The organism is Kurthia sp. 11kri321 (assembly GCF_001534765.1).
Lineage (GTDB): Bacteria > Bacillota > Bacilli > Bacillales_A > Planococcaceae > Kurthia > Kurthia gibsonii.
In genome coordinates, this window is the sequence record NZ_CP013217.1 from 1,670,482 (window position 1) to 1,687,926 (window position 17,445).

General features: G+C 37.0%; 15 protein-coding genes, 1 riboswitch and 1 other annotated feature. Of the genes, 3 read left to right on the top strand and 12 right to left on the bottom strand.

From position 1 onward, the window contains the following. Positions 1 to 15: 15 nt before the first annotated feature. The 11 genes from ASO14_RS08645 to ASO14_RS08695 all read right to left on the bottom strand — a co-directional run bounded on the left by ASO14_RS08645 (position 16) and on the right by ASO14_RS08695 (position 12,630). Positions 16 to 1,944, bottom strand: a complete 1,929-nt coding sequence (locus ASO14_RS08645) for a PTS fructose transporter subunit IIABC (protein ID WP_068453886.1) — start codon at positions 1,942 to 1,944, stop codon at positions 16 to 18. A 12-nt stretch (positions 1,945 to 1,956) separates the two neighbouring features. Continuing rightward, entirely contained in the window at positions 1,957 to 2,871 is a 915-nt protein-coding gene (pfkB, locus tag ASO14_RS08650; RefSeq protein WP_068453890.1) for a 1-phosphofructokinase, read from the bottom strand. Between the two features lie 167 nt (positions 2,872 to 3,038). Beyond that, entirely contained in the window at positions 3,039 to 4,025 is a 987-nt protein-coding gene (locus tag ASO14_RS08655; RefSeq protein ID WP_068453891.1) for a ring-cleaving dioxygenase, read from the bottom strand. Positions 4,026 to 4,043: 18 nt separating this feature from the next. Further along, positions 4,044 to 4,475, bottom strand: a complete 432-nt coding sequence (locus tag ASO14_RS08660; RefSeq protein ID WP_068453892.1) for a MarR family winged helix-turn-helix transcriptional regulator — start codon at positions 4,473 to 4,475, stop codon at positions 4,044 to 4,046. 123 nt (positions 4,476 to 4,598) lie between these two features. After that, positions 4,599 to 6,413: a sensor domain-containing diguanylate cyclase gene (locus tag ASO14_RS08665; RefSeq protein WP_068453894.1), complete on the bottom strand. Its 1,815-nt coding sequence runs from the start codon at positions 6,411 to 6,413 to the stop codon at positions 4,599 to 4,601. 106 nt (positions 6,414 to 6,519) lie between these two features. After that, positions 6,520 to 7,218 (bottom strand): thiaminase II, encoded by a 699-nt coding sequence (tenA, locus tag ASO14_RS08670; protein ID WP_068453899.1) that lies wholly within the window; start codon positions 7,216 to 7,218, stop codon positions 6,520 to 6,522. Between the two features lie 99 nt (positions 7,219 to 7,317). Further along, positions 7,318 to 7,421, bottom strand: a riboswitch (TPP riboswitch). A 67-nt stretch (positions 7,422 to 7,488) separates the two neighbouring features. Then, positions 7,489 to 9,063 carry a 2-isopropylmalate synthase gene (locus tag ASO14_RS08675; RefSeq protein ID WP_068453900.1) on the bottom strand — a complete coding sequence of 525 codons (1,575 nt, stop codon included), beginning with the start codon at positions 9,061 to 9,063 and terminating at the stop codon, positions 7,489 to 7,491. 61 nt (positions 9,064 to 9,124) lie between these two features. Further along, positions 9,125 to 9,357, bottom strand: a binding site (T-box leader). Between the two features lie 725 nt (positions 9,358 to 10,082). Further along, complete coding sequence (locus ASO14_RS08680; protein ID WP_068453902.1) at positions 10,083 to 10,595, bottom strand: GNAT family N-acetyltransferase; 513 nt, start codon at positions 10,593 to 10,595, stop codon at positions 10,083 to 10,085. 15 nt (positions 10,596 to 10,610) lie between these two features. Next, positions 10,611 to 11,324 carry a Fe-S oxidoreductase gene (locus tag ASO14_RS08685; RefSeq protein WP_068453903.1) on the bottom strand — a complete coding sequence of 238 codons (714 nt, stop codon included), beginning with the start codon at positions 11,322 to 11,324 and terminating at the stop codon, positions 10,611 to 10,613. Positions 11,325 to 11,415: 91 nt separating this feature from the next. Then, positions 11,416 to 11,598 carry a hypothetical protein gene (locus tag ASO14_RS08690; protein ID WP_068453904.1) on the bottom strand — a complete coding sequence of 61 codons (183 nt, stop codon included), beginning with the start codon at positions 11,596 to 11,598 and terminating at the stop codon, positions 11,416 to 11,418. Between the two features lie 234 nt (positions 11,599 to 11,832). Then, entirely contained in the window at positions 11,833 to 12,630 is a 798-nt protein-coding gene (locus tag ASO14_RS08695) for a hypothetical protein (RefSeq protein ID WP_068453905.1), read from the bottom strand. A 178-nt stretch (positions 12,631 to 12,808) separates the two neighbouring features. Between ASO14_RS08695 and ASO14_RS08700 the strand changes: the two genes are divergently transcribed. The 3 genes from ASO14_RS08700 (at position 12,809) to ASO14_RS08710 (ending at position 16,833) form a co-directional block, all read left to right on the top strand. Then, positions 12,809 to 13,888 (top strand): iron-containing alcohol dehydrogenase family protein, encoded by a 1,080-nt coding sequence (locus tag ASO14_RS08700; RefSeq protein WP_068453910.1) that lies wholly within the window; start codon positions 12,809 to 12,811, stop codon positions 13,886 to 13,888. 117 nt (positions 13,889 to 14,005) lie between these two features. Continuing rightward, on the top strand, positions 14,006 to 15,526 hold the full coding sequence (locus ASO14_RS08705; protein WP_068453912.1) for a flotillin family protein: 1,521 nt from the start codon (positions 14,006 to 14,008) through the stop codon (positions 15,524 to 15,526). 239 nt (positions 15,527 to 15,765) lie between these two features. Then, positions 15,766 to 16,833 (top strand): C40 family peptidase, encoded by a 1,068-nt coding sequence (locus ASO14_RS08710; RefSeq protein ID WP_068453913.1) that lies wholly within the window; start codon positions 15,766 to 15,768, stop codon positions 16,831 to 16,833. A gap of 111 nt (positions 16,834 to 16,944) precedes the next feature. Here ASO14_RS08710 and ASO14_RS08715 read toward each other — a convergent pair whose 3' ends face one another. Beyond that, positions 16,945 to 17,430 (bottom strand): GNAT family N-acetyltransferase, encoded by a 486-nt coding sequence (locus ASO14_RS08715; protein WP_068453915.1) that lies wholly within the window; start codon positions 17,428 to 17,430, stop codon positions 16,945 to 16,947. Positions 17,431 to 17,445 lie beyond the last annotated feature (15 nt).

Genomic DNA, 17,445 nt, shown 5'->3' on the forward strand with positions numbered 1-17,445 from the left:
TTCCACTCTTTTTTATTAAGCTGTTTTTGCTTTTTTCTTTAATAGTCCAATCATCATTGCAGATACAACTGCACCAATAATGATACTTGTTACATATAACAACATTTGGCCGACACCATTTTCAACGAGTGGAATAACGAAAATCCCACCATGTGGTACAGGTAATCCAATATTAAATGCCATCGATAAACCACCTGTAATCGCTGCACCGACAACGAACGATGGAATCATACGTAGTGGGTCACTCGCTGCGAAAGGAATCGCACCTTCTGATATGAAACAAGCACCTAAAATATAACTTGTTTTACCTGTTTCACGTTCCGCTTTTGTAAATTTATTTTTAAAGATTGTTGTTGCTAAAGCGACGCCAAGTGGCGGAACCATACCACCAGCCATTACAGCTGCCATAATTTCATAGTTCCCTGCCTCAAGCATAGCAATACCAAATGTATAGGCTGCCTTATTAAGTGGACCACCCAAGTCAAATGCCATCATCGCACCTAAAACCATTCCTAAAATAATCGCGTTTGAACCATTCAACGAATTAAGCAATGACGAGAATGCGGTATATAATTTCGTTAATTGTGGATTTAGTAACATCATAACAATACCGGATATCGCTATACCAAACACTGGATATAGCAAAATTGGCTTTAATCCATCAAAAGATTTCGGTAATTTTTTGAATACAATTTTCAAGCCTTCTACTACATAACCAGCTAAGAAACCTGCGATCAAACCACCTAAGAAACCTGAGTTGGCTCCTTCGCTATTTTGAACTGTGATAGCAAGTAAACCTGCTACCATACCTGGTGCAAAACCTGGCCTGTCTGCAATACTCATTGCGATAAATCCTGCTAATACGGGAACGATTAAATAGAAGGCATTATCGCCACCAATAGTTTTTAGCATATAGGCGAATTGGTTAAATTGTGAGCTATCTTTATCTGCAGAATTAACACCCCAGAAGAAAGATAAAGCAATTAAAATACCACCACCGACAACGAATGGCAACATGTTCGATACACCATTCATTAAGTGTTTATAAATTTGAGATCCAATTCCTTTTTTCTCATCGCCGTCTTGTTCATCTGTTGATTTTCCTGAGTCAGAATGGAAGATAGAAGCATTTCCTTCTACTGCACGCTCTAATAATTGATCTGTTTCATAAATCGCTTTTGAAACAGGTACTTGAATTACTTTTTTACCATCAAAACGAGCCATCTCGACTTTTGTATCCGCTGCTACAATAATCGCATCTGCTTCTTCAATTTCAGCTTTTGTAAGTACATTTTGTGCACCACTTGAACCGTTTGTTTCAACTTTAATGTCGATTCCTTTTTCTTTTGCGACATTTTCTAATTTTTCAGCTGCCATATAGGTATGCGCAATACCTGTTGGACAAGCTGTTACAGCAAGAATTTTAACCTTCTTCCCTGTTGTTTGTTGTTCACTTGAAGTAGTAGTCGCTTGCTTGGGCTTTTCTTCATTTGTTTCTTTTTCTTCAATAATCGATAAAACTTCTTCCTTCGTTTTCGCTTCACGTAGACGAGTTGTAAAGTTAGAATCCATTAAAAACCCTGCTAAGCGAGATAATGCTTCTAAATGAAATTGTCCTGCACCGTCTGTCGCTGCAATCATAAAGAATAAGTCCGCATTTTTACCATCTAACGAAGCATAATCCACACCTTTTTCACTACGCCCAAAAGCAATTGTCGGAGTTTTTACAGCGGCTGTTTTCGCATGTGGAATCGCAATACCATCACCAACACCAGTTGTACTTTCTTCTTCACGCTTTAAAATTGCGGCTAAAAAGTCATCTCGATTATTTAGCCTTCCTGCATGATCGAGTACATCTGCTAATTCTGCAAGTACCTCTCCTTTTGTGCCACCTGACAGCGATAATTGTATCGTATCGAGAGGCATCAATTCTGTAATTTTCATGCGTTTCACCTCTTAAATTGTTTGAATTTCGACTTGTGGAACGAGTTTTTCTACTTCTTCTTTATGGCATAAATCTTCTTTAAAAGCTGTAGCACTACCTGAAGCAACGCCGTAACGGAATGCATCTTGTAAACTTTGCTGTTGTGCTAATTGAGCAACCATACCTGCCACAAGTGAATCGCCAGCTCCTACTGTATTGACAACTTGTCCTTTAGGAGCTTTTGCCAGAAATTGTGTGTCACTACTCACACATACTGCACCTTCACCACCAAGCGATACAATTACAAGTGATACATCTTGTTCTGTTAATTTTTTTGCATGTGCTACAGCTTGTTCCAATGTGTCGATTGTATCTCCTACTAATTCACCTAACTCGTGCTGATTCGGTTTAATAAAGTACGGTTGATATTGTAAAAGTTGTTTTAAGCGTGGTCCTGACGTATCGAGTACCCACTTTGCACCGGTTAATGCACAACTTTTTTGAAGTTGTTCAAAGAACTCATCCGTCACCGTTTCTGGAATACTTCCTGAGACTACAATCCAATCATCTTCTTTTGCGTGTAATTGTAGAAAATGTAGTAGTTGCTCTATTTCTTGACTTTGCAGTGTGGGTGCTGGGCCATTCAGTTCCGTCTCTTGCTGTGATTTAATTTTGACATTAATCCGCGTTACACTATCTACTTGAATGAATGCAGAAGGTACTTGTTCTCTTTGTAAAAACTGTTGAATATAATCACCTGTAAATCCACCGACAAAACCAAGTGCTGTAGCGTCTACTTCCATTCGTTTGAGTACACGTGAAATATTAATGCCTTTACCACCAGGGTAATAACTTACTTCTTTTGCACGGTTTAACGTATTCGCTTGAAAATCATCTACATATGGAATGTAGTCAATTGACGGTGCAAATGTAACAGTATAAATCATCGAATCCCCCCTCCATCTCTTTTTTAATACTCTAATCTATAACCTTTTACCCGATTGGATTCAGGATTAAAACGCTATTTGGTTATAACTGCTATACCTTTACCCTTTCAGAAGAAATTTAATATAAAAAAAGAGAATCACCTATAAAGATGATTCTCGCTTGTTCATTATTCGTATTCTTTTTCAAATGTTTTTGTTGAGCGCACTGTATCAAAATGACGAACAACACTTTCGATATAATCACGTTTTGGTTCTAAGAATGGTGGAAGTGATAATTTTTCACCCAATGTTTCATAAGGTTCATCTCCCATAAATCCTGGACCGTCCGTTGCGAACTCAAATAGAATGCCTTGTGCTACACGTGCATAAAGTGATTCAAAGAAGTGACGATTCACATAACCCGATGTATTAAATCCGATTTCTTCCATTCGTTTTGTCCAGTAGTCTAACACTTCACGGTCCTCTACTCGGAACGCCGCATGGTGAACAGTTCCAAAACCTTGTCGACCATTTGGTGATGTTTCATCGTGTTTCACAATAACACGCGCACCATTTCCGCCTGTTCCTACTTCAAATAGATGGAAGTCTCCTTCTTGTGCGACTTCTTTAAATAATAGTGCTTGTTCTAGCATCATTTTAAAATATTTAAAATCAGCAATGGTAATTTCGATTGGTCCTAAACCAGTAATCGCATATTCAAGTGGGATTGGACCGTTTTGCCATGGTGTACCACTTTTAATCCCTTCATTATGTTCATCTGATACAAGTTGGTATCGTTGATCATCAAAATCAGTAAATGGTAATACTTTTACACCAAATTGTGTTTGAATACCGTCGTGTTTTACACCTAAACGTGTAAAGCGTTTTGCCCAATATTCAAGTGCTGCATCATCTGGTACACGGAAACCTGTACGTGAAATCTCGTTTGTACCATGTGTTCCTTTTGGAATTCCTGGGAAGTCAAAGAATGTCATATCTGTTCCAGCTGAACCTCGATCATCCGTAAAGAATGTATGGTATGTTTGAATATCATCTTGATTGACTGTTTTTTTCACTAAACGCATACCTAATACATTCGTAAAAAATTCGTAGTTTTTTTCTGCGCTACTTGTAATAGCTGTGACGTGATGGATACCTTTTAATTGTTGATTCATGATTATTTCCTCCGTTAATTACATATTTTTGGCGTGTAATCCTACTGTTTTTAAAGCTGTAATGAGTTGCTGTTTTTCATGTTCATCTACAACATTAAATAGCTTTTCAACTAATGCTTCATGTTGTGGAAAAATACGTTCAATAAATGAGCATCCTTCTTCTGTAAGTGCTGCAAACGTGACGCGTCGATCGGTTGGACAGGCTACGCGCTCGACATAGCCTTTTTGTTGTAATTTATCAACAACATATGTGATACTGCCACTCGTAATTAAAATCTTCTCACCAATGCGTTGAATCGGTTGATCTCCTTTATGATAAAGCAATTCTAATACCGCAAATTCTGTTAAATTCAGCTGATAGCGTTGCATGTCCTTTCGCAATACTTCTTCAACTGTCTGAGACGCTCGAAGTAGAACCGTCAATGCTTTTAGCGATAATTCTTTTGACATTTTATCCACTCCTTTTATCTCGAATTAAAATATCTTGAATTAAAGATAACATGGATTAAAAATACTGTCAATTAAAAAAGACACAACTTACAGCATGAATTCTCACACTATAAGTTGTGTTTGCTAATGTAAATTTTTTACTCGAACACAGTTGCGCCCTGCATTTTTTGCTTCATATAATTGTTGGTCTGCTATTTTTACAAATTCAGTTGTATTAGTAAATTGCGCTTCTGTCAACGCAACTCCTCCTACACTAATTGTTACAACTTTACATTCACGCCCTAAATGTTCTAGCTCTGCTTTTTCAACTGCATTTCTCATATACTCTGCAATATCGAAAGCTTCGCTATAAGTCGTAGCATCTAACAACACAACAAACTCTTCTCCACCATAACGCGTTAATTCCGCACGAGCAGGTAACGCATCTGTTAAAATTTTTACAAGGTTTTTTAATAGTTGGTCACCTAAAATATGACCATAATAGTCATTATATTTTTTAAACTCATCGACATCTAAAATTAAAATAGCAAAAGGTACTTTCGTGTCTTTATAGTGTTTATATAACTTTTCTAAACTACTACTTAAATAATGACGATTAAAAACTCCTGTAAGACTATCTAATAAAGCTAGTTCACGTAATTTTTCATTACTTTCTTCCAATTGTTTCGTTCGGATGCGAATTTTTTCATCCAAAGATTCATTGAGGGAAATCAATTCTTTATTCAGTTGTTCAACTTGTAACCATTGTAGAGCAAATTTCCGACAAAATAGTATACACTGGATACTAATAAAAATGCCTAGCATGATAAAAGTAAGATGAATTGAATTTCCAGCTGCCGAAACGCGAATCATGTCATGTATGGCCCCTACAAATACTAATAGTATCCCCACAAGTGTAATCACTTGTGTCAAATCATGCCAATTTATTTTTCTAATAACACTTACAAGTAAAAAGATATAAAAAACATACATAAAAATCAAAATAATATTAAATAATTTTTGATACATGACCGTAGAAGAAAATGCCGTAAAGAAAATAATTACAATCATTATATAGTTATAAAAAGTAATGAATTTTTTCGGGACCGCTTCGCTAAACATTTTATATACATAGCCTACATAGAACAACATAACAATTTGAGGCATAATAAATGTTAGACGTAGAGCCACGCTCCAATCTAGTTGGTTTAAAAAGGCTGTATATAAATAATAGTCCGTGAAAAAACCCCATAGACTTGTTGCTGCACAAAACATGCCATAAGCTAAAAATTCCTTTTGCTTTCTTCTAAATGCATAAAAAAGTAATGAAATACATGCAGTTAATGTAATACAGCCAATTAAAAAGACTTGCCAAAACTCATGTTGCTGTTGCTTTTTCACGATAATTTGTTCATTACCGATAGATATACTTTTCCTCAAACCACCACTTACATTCTCAAAACTAATCATTTGAAACGTAATTTGCAACGTCGTTTGATCTACGCGAAAACTAGGTATTTGTGGTTTCATTTGTTGTACAGCTGTCTTATTACTTTTTAGGAGGCTTCCATTCTCTTTGATAAGTACATTATTTACATATAAATTATAGCTACTATATTGAAAAGGTATATAAAATTTTAAATAGCGGCCAACAAAAGATTCAGGAACTTTAATCGTTGTACTATAAGTCGCACGATCAGAGTCAATATTTAAACGCTGATTTAGCATATAAGGTACTTTGACAATATCGCTGTTTCCAAGCTTAATTTCTTCTTTCATATCTTGTGGATCAAACAATTCACCACGTATAAAGTTCCAGTTTCCATTTAAATTTTCATAAAAAGTATCGTAATTTGAATGACGAAAATCATGTGTTGTCATTGTGGTAGCAAAACTCATCGGAGCGTACGTCATAAAAAGTATACAGAATGATAAAAGTGATACAAACCATTTTTTCATTTACGCCCCTCCTTTACATCCGTTAGTTATTCCCTTTTTCTTATAAAATTACTACTTATTCATAAAAAAACACCCACCGAATAAATTTCAGTGGGTGTTCATTCTATTATATAGAACTGATTTTGTCAGCTTGAAGTTCCTGAGGCCAGTGAGAAATTGTGTTCCCCATCTCCCAGAACAAATATTCAAAGCGAGTTGTTTGTAAGAAAATTTCTTTAACATGTGCCAGTTCATCACCTGTTAAATCAGCTGCTAACTCATCCATCAAATCAATCATATTTTGTGCGCTATGTTCAAATGCCGGTTCACTATACATACGCACCCAGTCACCGTAAAGTGGATGATCGACAGCTCCAGGAATTTGTGCGAGTTCACGTCCAATCTCTAAATAGCTCCAAGCACATGGTAAGATAGCTGCGATCACATGCGCAAGTGAGCCATTCTGCGCTTCTGATAACATATAACGAGTATAAGCTATCGTTGTCGGCGCTTCTTTTGCTTCACGCATCTCTTGCTCTGAAATCCCAAAACGCTCTGCATATTTACGATGCAGTGCCATCTCAATTGATAGCGTATGATGGACTGAAGCTGACAAGCGTGTCATAACATCTAAATCGCGTGCTTTTTGAATCCCAATCGCAAACACTTTTGCATATTGAATTAAATATAAATAATCTTGAATCATGTAGTGACGAAATTTCTCTGGTTCTAATGTTCCGTGACCAATTCCTTGTACGAATGGATGTGCGTGATTTGCACGCCAAATCGGTCGAATTTCCTCAATTAATTGCTCTGAAAACTTCATCTTTTTTCTCTCCCTTTTCACAAACACGAAGGAAACAAAAAGGCCACTCACCGCATTACGAAAATCGTAAAAGACGGAGAATGACCTGCAAATAATATGCTAAAAATGTCACTTCTTCCTTACGACAGTGCGAACTGTATCAAGTTAGAGGGTTAAGCTACTGCTCTCTCAGCCAATTCTATATGGCACCCCTAGTAGTGATTGTTTGTGTATTTAATTGTTAGTACACACCTATCATCTATGACAACAATTGGAAAGTCAAGCGATTTTTTAAACAGGTTCTGGAATCGAGATGAACTGATCGACAACAATCGTATTAATCGCATTAATATAAGCAAGTGCACTCGCTTTAATGACATCTGTATCAGAAGCTTTTGCAATATATGTTTCGCCTTCATATTCAACTTGTAACTTCACTTTACCGATAGCTTCTTTACCGCGTGTCACACTTGAAATTTTGTATTCAAGTAGCTTTACTTCGAATGCTGTTACTTCTTGTAGCGCTGAATACAATGCATCAATTGAACCTGAGCCAACTGTCGCTGCTTTCAGTACTTCCTCACCGCGACGTACCTTCACACTTGCAGACGGGAAGATTTGATTCGAAATCACTTGAATGTCTTCTAAGTGGTAGAAAGCATCACTATGAAGCGCAACTTTTGCATCTTCATTTGTACGTTTGAAATAATTTTCTACTAAAATGAATAGGTCATGGTTATACACTTCTTTTTTCGTATCAGCCAACTTTAAGAAATCCGCAAAAACCTCTTCAAATTGATCTGGTGTTAAGTTGCCTAACGCTAAGTTTTCAAGTGCATTTTTCACCGCATGACGACCAGAACGAGCTGTTAATACTAATTCCATATCGTCTAAACCAACCTCTGTTGGGCTCACGATTTCATAAGCATCACGTGATTTTAATAGACCATCTTGGTGAATACCAGATGAATGCGCAAAGGCATTGTCGCCTGTGATTGCTTTATTTACTTGTACATCAAGTCCCATTAAGCTCGAAACGATGCGCGATGTGTTCATAATCTCTTTCTTGTTGACTCGGGTATGTGCATTGAAATAATTTGAACGTGTTGATAGTGCCATCACGACTTCTTCAAGTGCTGCGTTACCCGCACGCTCACCGATTCCATTAATTGTACACTCTACTTTATCCGCACCATTTTTAATTGCCGCAAGTGTATTCGCTGTCGCCATACCTAAGTCGTTATGACAGTGAACACTTAGTAATACAGAATCATCTAAGTTTTTCATACGATCATTTAATTTACCAATCATTTCACCGAATTCTTCTGGTACTGCATAACCAACAGTATCTGGTACATTAATCATCGTTGCGCCAGCTTTCATAACAGCTTCAATTGTTTTCCATAGATATTCAAAATCAGAACGCGATGCATCTTCTGTTGAATATTGTACTTGTGGTAAAAGTGTTTTTGCGTATTTTACTGCATCTACACCAATTTGTAGAATTTGATCTTTTGATTTTGAGAATTTTTTCTCTACGTGAATATCCGATGTACCAAGTACCATGTGAATCATTGGATTTTCTGCGTATTTTACAGCATTGTAAACTGAATCAATATCCGCTTTCACTGCACGCGCTAAAGCTGTGATCATAATATCATCTGTATTTCCAACTTTTTGTGCGATTTGCTTTACTGCATTGAAGTCACCTTCTGATGAAGCGGGGAACCCTGCTTCGATAATATCTACTTGTAATTTTTTTAATTGATGTGCCACTTCTAATTTTTCGTATAAGTTCAATTTCGCTCCCGGAACTTGTTCTCCATCACGTAATGTTGTATCAAATAGCCAGATTTTTTTCGACATAATTTTTCCCTCTTTTCTGTATAATAAAAAAAGTCCCGCCTCTATATAGCTATCGCTAGCTACTAGAGACGAGACATTACTCGCGGTACCACTCTACTTGGATTGCATCACACAATCCCACTTATTTAAGATTCTCACCTTAATCCTGATAACGGAGGAATCCGTATAACCTTACTCGATTGTTCAGGTTATGTGCTCATGAACGAGTTCAAGAATGCGCATCACTAACTTTCACCAACCGTTAGCTCTCTAAAGATGGAACATTTCTCTACTACTTTCAATCTTTGCTTGTTTGAATTATCTGATTGTTTAGAATAATATACCATTAAAAAAGCAAAGTCAACCAATTTTCAGAAAATATTTAATTTTCTTTGTTTATTATGTCGAGTACTAGAGCAAGATACCCCATTTAACAGGTGGGATTCCCTTTCAATGGGCACGATTCCCTTTCGCGCGTGAGTTTGTCCCTTTCAACAGCGGCGATTCCCTTTCACGCATGAGTTTGTCCCTTTCAACAGCGGTGATTCCCTTTCGTGCGCGAGTTTGTCCCTTTCAACAGCGGCGATTCCCTTTCACGCGTGAGTTTGTCCCTTTCAACAGCGGCGATTCCCTTTCGTGCGCGAGTTTGTCCCTTTCAACAGCGGCGATTCCCTTTCGCGCGACAGTTTGTCCCTTTCAACAGGCACGATTCCCTTTCGCACGAGGATTTGTCCCTTTCAACGGACACGATCCCCTTTCGCGCGACAGTTTGTCCCTTTCAACAGACACGATTCCCTTTCGCGCGACAGTTTGTCCCTTTCAACAGCGGTGATTCCCTTTCGCGCGCGAGTTTGTTCCTTTCAACAGCGGCGATTCCCTTTCGCGCGACAGTTTGTCCCTTTCAACAGCGGTGATTCCCTTTCGCGCGCGAGTTTGTCCCTTTCAACAGCGGCGATTCCCTTTCGCACGCGAGTTTGTCCCTTTCAGCAATATTAATTTTCATTTTTTCCAAAACAAAAGAGCTGGGTTTCCCCAACTCTTCATTCTTCATAAAATGGTTGCGCGTAAGTTACAACACCTGATATATCCGTTAATGCGCCTTTATATAGTGGCAGCACACGGTAATTTTCAAGTGGTACGTCAAATGGTGCTTGAATGCCGTATTGATCGGCGCGTTCAAAACCAAAGCGCGCATAATAATCAGCATGTCCCAATACAACAACTGCTGCAAACCCACTCCATTTCGCACGTTCAATAGATGCTTCCATTAACTGTGTACCAATGCCCTGTCCTTGTTTCTCTGGTAAAACAGCGAGCGGTCCTAAAGCGAGTACTGGAAAATCACCAATAAAACATTCTGTGTACATAATAAATCCAATAATTTTGTCTTGTTCAACATACACGAGTGCTAAATCATCGATATAGGCATCCGTTACACGCAACTTTTCAACGAGTTCATGCTCTTTCTGATTACTATGTGGATCTGTTTGAAATGCTCGTTGCAATAAGACACTAATTTGTTCTGCATCTTGTTTTTTCTCTTTACGAATCATGTAGTTACGCTCCTTTTAATTGGCAAGTGGGCAATAGCCACATTCTCCTACACCCGGTATATCTTTTGACAGACAACAACTTTTGCGAATCGGTTGTCCGACTAAATCTTGTGGTGCTCGTCCTTTGGTATAATCCAAATAAAGTGAGTGGTCTGTGAAAATGGACCATACTTCTGCGCTTTCTAGCATTTCTAAATCGTCCATTGCACGATCAGCTAGCATCGGGTCTTCCAGTAATTTTGCATATGTAATCGTTAATTGGACAAACAGATTGTCCCACAATACTTTCGGTGAAATGCTTGTCGTATTACGTAGCGCCTGAATAATTTCATAGCATTGTTTCCACAAAATCCATTTCATTACGGATGCTCGGTCGCCCTCTTGTACATAGCGCCAATCATTAGGATTTGCGAACATGCAGACAGTGAAGACCCCGTTCCCCTCTGTTACATCAAATTGTAAATCACGTTCATCTCCGTCCCAAATCTCATCATACGCTGTCAGCATATAAAATTGCATCGCGATAAACTGTGCATATTTTTTAGATAGATGCGAAATCGCTGCTGCTTTTGAAGAGGCTTCTGTAATTCCTTGCATCAACTCACCCAGTTCCTCTTGGAAAAACTCTTTACGAATTCTTTCTAATGTAAAAAGTGTTCTTTTGGGTTCTACTGTGTACACTTGATGTGCATCCAATGTTAAAACTTGTTCCATCGTGAGTGCTGGCATTTGATTCACCTTCATTGTATATTTTCAATTCGTACTATAATCATAGCATAATAAAAAAGCAATCTCATTTGAAATTGCTTTTTCGACGTACTTATAATGTACCGACTAACTCATGTTTTACGACTTCATAAGCTTGGCAAATATCGCGTGTGCTCGTTTGGTGACACTCCATTAAACGCTGTGCAATCTGTTCTAAATTCGATTCACCATCTACTAAGTCATACATCAATTGACTTTGAATTTCATCAACAAAGTTCAAAATTTCTTTTGTCATCTGTTATAACACTTCTTTCCAACTGTACTTATTTAATATCTATAGTATATCGGATTTTTGAGTAAAAAAACATTTTATTGCTCAAAATATCCATCTAAAAAATCAAATATGTACTATTAACTACTTTAAAGCGCTTACTATCTCTGTACCACTCTTTTATCGTTTCAAATAAAATTATTGCGAAAATTTAAAAAACAGGAACTGCAATATATGCAACCCCTGTTTTATCTTCTATTAAACAGCCGGTACTTCTACCACTACATCTTGGTCTTCGTCTTGATCTTCATCGTCTTGGTCATCTTCATCAATCATTTCTTCATCATCTGCGTCGTCTTCATCATCCACTTCAACTTCGCGTTCGATTTCGAATTCATCGCCATTCATGTACTCAAGTTCTACTTCAATTTCGTATGTGTCTGTTAACTCAAAACGTGATTGGATTAAATCTAAAATTTGATCTTCTGTTAAGTTATCGTCAATTGCTTTTTGTAAATCTGTTACAAGTGCACGAACTGTCGCTTGATCTAAATTATAACCTTTTTGTTTTAATTTGATTTTCGCTTTGCCTTTTTTCTTTTCGTACTCTAGCTCAAATTCTTTTTTGCCTGACTCAACAGAAATTTCAAGTTCACGTACTTTTTCAGACCATTTCACACCATCTGTATCTTTTAAGTTACCATCTTTTACTTTTTTACTTTTACTATATGCAGTATATGGTTTTAAACCTAAATCAAGTTCAGTCGCATTACTGATTCCATCGCGGTCTGTATCTTCTAATGCATCTGCTACACCGTTTTTATTCGTATCTTTTTTCGTTGGATTTAAACTTAACTTATACTCAACAAAGTTGTTTAGACCATCTTTATCTGTATCTAATTTTGCGACATTTTTACCTTTTAATTTGTACTTCTTTTCCCATTTATCTTCGATGCCATTTTTATTTTTATCAATAAATTTTGGTTTGGCATCTACTTGTGCACCTGCTGATAATAATAACGTTGTTGCAAGTCCAACTGCTAAAAATTTCTTCATATGCTCTCCTCTTTCTTTCGTGTAATAGTGTATTACAAAATTCATATCGGTCTTTTAAAGCTAAAATAAACTATACCCATGAGTTGAAATATAGATCTTATTTTTTAAAAATACTGAAAATTCAATTGCTTTTATGTTATGATGATATAACTTAATAAAAAAAGGAAGTGCAACTCAGATGGCAAATAGCGTATTTTTACCAAACTATACGATTGGAACAGATGCATATGATGCAATTGGTGCAATCTGTCACACATTTGGAACAAAGGTCGCCATTATTGGTGGTCAAACGGCTTTAGAAAAAAGTATCGACAAAATCAAAGCTTCATTAGCAAAAACTGACTTTATTTTAACGGATGTACAAGTTTATGGTGACGATGCAACCTATGAACATGTCGAGCGGTTACAAGCAATCCCGACTGTACAAGAAGCAGACTTGATCTTCGCAGTTGGTGGGGGGCGTGCAGTAGATACTGTAAAAACGCTTGCTGAACGTATGGCAAAACCTGTTTTCACATTCCCAACGATTGCTTCAAACTGTGCGCCAAATACTGCTGTATCAGTGATGTATAAAGCAACTGGTGAAATGGATGGACTATTCTTTTTAAATGCCCCGCCAAAACATTGCTTCATTGATACAGAGATTATTGCAGAAGCACCTAGCGTTTATTTGTGGGCTGGAATTGCAGATGCCATTTCAAAAGAATATGAATCTGCTTTTTCTTCGCGCGGTAAAACACTTGCTTATACCGATGCACTTGGCGTTCAAGTGGCACAAAATAGTGCGGATCGCTTAATGACATATGGCAAAGATGCACTTGATTCTTGTACAGAAAACAAAACATCTTTCGCTTTAGAACAAGTGGCTTTGGATATCTTAATGACAACTGCTTTAACATCGGTATTAGTCGACAACGACTACAATTCAAATGCAGCCCATTCATTCTACTATGGTTCTACTGTGGTCGAAGGCTGTGAATCACACTTACATGGTGAAATCGTATGTTATGGTGTATTACTTCTTTTAACAATGGATGGACAAATTGAAGCACGTAATCGTCTATATGACTTTATGCGTCGTGTTGATTTATCTGTATCACTTGAACAAATTGGTGTGAAAAATGAAGAAGAAGTTGAGCGTATTTTAGATAAAGCACTGACAACGGTTGATATCGCTTGCTCACCTTACCCTATTACAAAAGAGCTTTACAAACAAGCAATCGCAGATTTAGAAGCTTATCATCAAACACAATCATAACAACATGAGGCACTCTGTAAAAAGGTGCCTTTTTTCATGTTGACGCCCTCCTCTTCTTCCACTAACCTTATAGTAAGGATATTTTTTCCTTAAAAAACTTTTTATGGAGGTTCTTGTATGGTTTTTAAATTTGGCTATAAAAAAGTTGCACCAAATGAAGCACTCATTATTTCAGGGAAAAACGTCGGAAAAGAAGGCGACCCTGGTGTCTACATAAGAGATGGACGTCGCTTGCGTGTTGTACGTGGTGGCACTGTTCTCGTTACTCCTTTTCAATCTGCACATACGATTTCTCTCAATTCATTCCAAATTCCATTAAAAGCAGAAGGTATTCTCACAAAAGACGAAGTACCTATTACCGTTCATGCAACTTCTACAATTAAAGTAGCCGATGAACTAGAAGCTGTCATTAAGTTTGCTGAGCAGTTCATGGGAAAAGCACCTGACGAAATTTCTAAAGAATTACGTGTTATTTTAGAAGGTAAATTGCGCACAACAGTAGCAGAACAAGGTGCACTTGAAGTAAACAATGCACGCGAAAACTTTATTCAAGTTGTACAAGAAAAGTCAGAATCCGACTTACAATCTATGGGCTTTAATGTGGTCAATTTCTCTCTTGACCGCGTACTCGATGCAGACGAATATGATTCTGAACTCGGTTTTTTAAAGAATTTAGGAATTACAAAACTGGCAGAGTCTTCTAAACAAGCACAAAACGCACGCTCAGATGCAGAACGTCAAATTGAAGAAAACAAGGCGACAAATGCCCAGTTAACAGAACGTGCAAAAAGTGAATCAAACATTGAAATCACGCGTCAACACACCGATTTACAATTAGAACAGACGAAATCACAAAACGACTTAGAATTAGAAAAAACAAAACGTGAACGTGAACTAAACGAACAGCGAGCGATTGCAAAACAAGCCTATGAGAAAAAACAAGCTGAACTAGAACTGGACTTAATTGAAAAAGAAACACAGGCGAAGCGTGAACGTGAAAAAGCACAACTAGAATTAAAAGAATTAGCAAAGCAACAAGCAATTATTGACGCACAAATTGCTTCTGAAAAAGAAGTCATCGCTAATGATGCAAAAGCACGTATTGCAGAGCGTCAAGCGGAAGCCGAATCTCGTTCAAAAGAGTTACAATTAAAAGTAGAAAACGACGCCATTGCACGTAAAAATCAAATTGAAATTGATGCGATTCGTGATAAAGGTATTGCGGAAGCGGAAGCTATTAAAAAGAAAGCTGAAGCCATGAAAGAATACGGTGAAGCGGCAATTGCTGAAATGTTCATTAAAGCCCTTCCTGATTTTGCTCGCGCAGTTGCAGAACCACTTGCTTCTATTAAAAATGTACAAGTAATGGACTTTGGCGGTGAAGGTGGCGGTGTGCAAGGCGTTGCTGGAAACACAGTTGGCGTTATGTCGATGGTACAAAAATCATTAAAAGAAACCACTGGGATCGACATTAAAGACTTACTCGAAACAAATGCTTCATATGGACGTAATTATTTAGGTGGTAAAACCGAAAAAGAAGCGAGTTTAGACGACGAACCTGTGGCACTTTCTCACGATGACATGGAACTATTTGAAACAACAATTGATGAAGAAGATGCACAACAAACACTTGTATAACTAAAAAAATCATCTGGCTCTTTATGCAGATGATTTTTTATTTTATTTAAATAACTTTATATTGCTTTTTTCGTGTATTATTTGTTAAAAAAGATATATTTTTGTTATATTTTTTATATTTTCGTCTTATTTTAATATAATAGTTATGAAAATAACATGTTTACATCATCTATTTGTTATATTTACCTGTTAAGATAGAGTTGTTCCAAAAAATGAATAAGTAGGAGTGTTTATTTTCAATGAAAAAGCAAACAATTGTAGCCTCTTTAACATTAGGCTCAACTTTATTTATATCTTCACTAACAGGTCAAACTGATGCAAATGCAATGGCAAATAGCGGTCAAGAAATGAAACAAGAGCAGCAACAACAAGTTCAAAAACAAGCATTACAATACGAACTTTCTAAAACGCTTCCATCGAAGCAAGCTCAAACAACGGCTCAAAAAACAACAATGCAAGATACATATAAAGTTGTATCAGGTGACACATTATCTAAAATTGCACAAAAATATGGTACATCGTATCAACAAATTATGTCGTTAAACAATCTTTCTTCTACAATGATCTATCCTGGTCAGACGTTAAAAGTAAGTGGTTCAAAACAACAAACGACTACAACGAATCAAACAACAACGAATAATCAAACAACAACTATTTCAAAGCCAGCAAATACAACTTCTGGTACGTACACAGTTGTAAAAGGTGATACATTATCTAAAATTGCGCAAGCACACAATACAACTTACACACAATTAATGGAAAATAATAATCTATCTTCTACAATGATTTATGTAGGTCAAACATTAAAAGTACGTGGTGCTTCAGCATCACAAGCACCATCTAATCAAGTGGTACAAACAAGTAATCCAACAACTTCAACACAAAATACGCAACAAAATACACAGCAAAACAATCAACAAACACAACAAGCACCAAGCCAATCAAGTACACTTGTTGCTGCAACTAAAGCGGCATTAACACAAGTTGGTGTTCCATATGTATTTGGCGGTTCTTCTCCAAGTCAAGGTTTTGATTGTTCTGGTTTAATTGATTATGCATTTAAACAAGCTGGATTCAATTATGGTCGTACTTCTGCTGCTGGTTATTATACACTTGGCACAAAAGTAACAACTCCACAATACGGTGATTTAGTATTCTTCGAAGGAACATATAAATCAGGTATTTCACATGTAGGTTTCTACATTGGCGATGGCAAAATGGTTAGCGCTTCTGGTACACATGTTCAAATTGATGATATTACAAATAGCTACTGGCAATCACACTTTGTAGGTTATAAGCGTTTTTAATAATATGTGAATAGAGCCGTGTTTCACTCTTTTTAAAGTTTGCAACAAAAAGCAGAAATCGTCCAATAAAGGAGATTTCTGCTTTTCTTATACTCAAATTAATTTTTCATACTATACAAATTCTTTCACCATGTTATACCAAACAACACCACCATGCACTGATTCTGCAATACCTTCATTTGTGTAACCAAGATGCTCATAAAATGGAATTAACTCTGCTTTACAGGTCAGTGTAACACCTTGTCGCTTATGTTTCTTTGCTTGTTCTTCAAATACCTTCAATAGCTTTGCTGCAATCCCTTGTTTTCGTGCTTTTTTTGAAACAGCTAAACCCAAAATACTCGCATAACCGCCTTCATGTGGATTATGCATCGTTTCTGTAAATAAATCATCTGTAATATACCGTTTCGAAATGACGGGTCCATTCACATAGCCAACAATTTCTCCAGCACTTTCTGCTACTAAAAATGTATCTGGAATTTGTTGAATGCGCTGAATAAAGGCTTCTTTTGTTGCAGCTTCTTCTGGTGTAAAGCCTTGTTGTTCAATCTCTACTAACATGGGTAAATCTTTTTCTTCTACTTGTCTTATGTACATCTTCCTCACCTCACA

Coding starts and splice junctions, on each gene's coding strand:
- ASO14_RS08690 (WP_068453904.1), bottom strand. CDS start 11,598: ATGACAAAAGAAATTTTGAACTTTGTTGATGAAATTCAAAGTCAATTG.
- pfkB (WP_068453890.1), bottom strand. CDS start 2,871: ATGATTTATACTGTTACATTTGCACCGTCAATTGACTACATTCCATAT.
- ASO14_RS08660 (WP_068453892.1), bottom strand. CDS start 4,475: ATGTCAAAAGAATTATCGCTAAAAGCATTGACGGTTCTACTTCGAGCG.
- ASO14_RS08665 (WP_068453894.1), bottom strand. CDS start 6,413: ATGAAAAAATGGTTTGTATCACTTTTATCATTCTGTATACTTTTTATG.
- ASO14_RS08645 (WP_068453886.1), bottom strand. CDS start 1,944: ATGAAAATTACAGAATTGATGCCTCTCGATACGATACAATTATCGCTG.
- ASO14_RS08680 (WP_068453902.1), bottom strand. CDS start 10,595: ATGATTCGTAAAGAGAAAAAACAAGATGCAGAACAAATTAGTGTCTTA.
- ASO14_RS08695 (WP_068453905.1), bottom strand. CDS start 12,630: ATGAAGAAATTTTTAGCAGTTGGACTTGCAACAACGTTATTATTATCA.
- ASO14_RS08710 (WP_068453913.1), top strand. CDS start 15,766: ATGAAAAAGCAAACAATTGTAGCCTCTTTAACATTAGGCTCAACTTTA.
- ASO14_RS08685 (WP_068453903.1), bottom strand. CDS start 11,324: ATGCCAGCACTCACGATGGAACAAGTTTTAACATTGGATGCACATCAA.
- ASO14_RS08700 (WP_068453910.1), top strand. CDS start 12,809: ATGGCAAATAGCGTATTTTTACCAAACTATACGATTGGAACAGATGCA.
- tenA (WP_068453899.1), bottom strand. CDS start 7,218: ATGAAGTTTTCAGAGCAATTAATTGAGGAAATTCGACCGATTTGGCGT.
- ASO14_RS08655 (WP_068453891.1), bottom strand. CDS start 4,025: ATGAATCAACAATTAAAAGGTATCCATCACGTCACAGCTATTACAAGT.
- ASO14_RS08705 (WP_068453912.1), top strand. CDS start 14,006: ATGGTTTTTAAATTTGGCTATAAAAAAGTTGCACCAAATGAAGCACTC.
- ASO14_RS08715 (WP_068453915.1), bottom strand. CDS start 17,430: ATGTACATAAGACAAGTAGAAGAAAAAGATTTACCCATGTTAGTAGAG.
- ASO14_RS08675 (WP_068453900.1), bottom strand. CDS start 9,063: ATGTCGAAAAAAATCTGGCTATTTGATACAACATTACGTGATGGAGAA.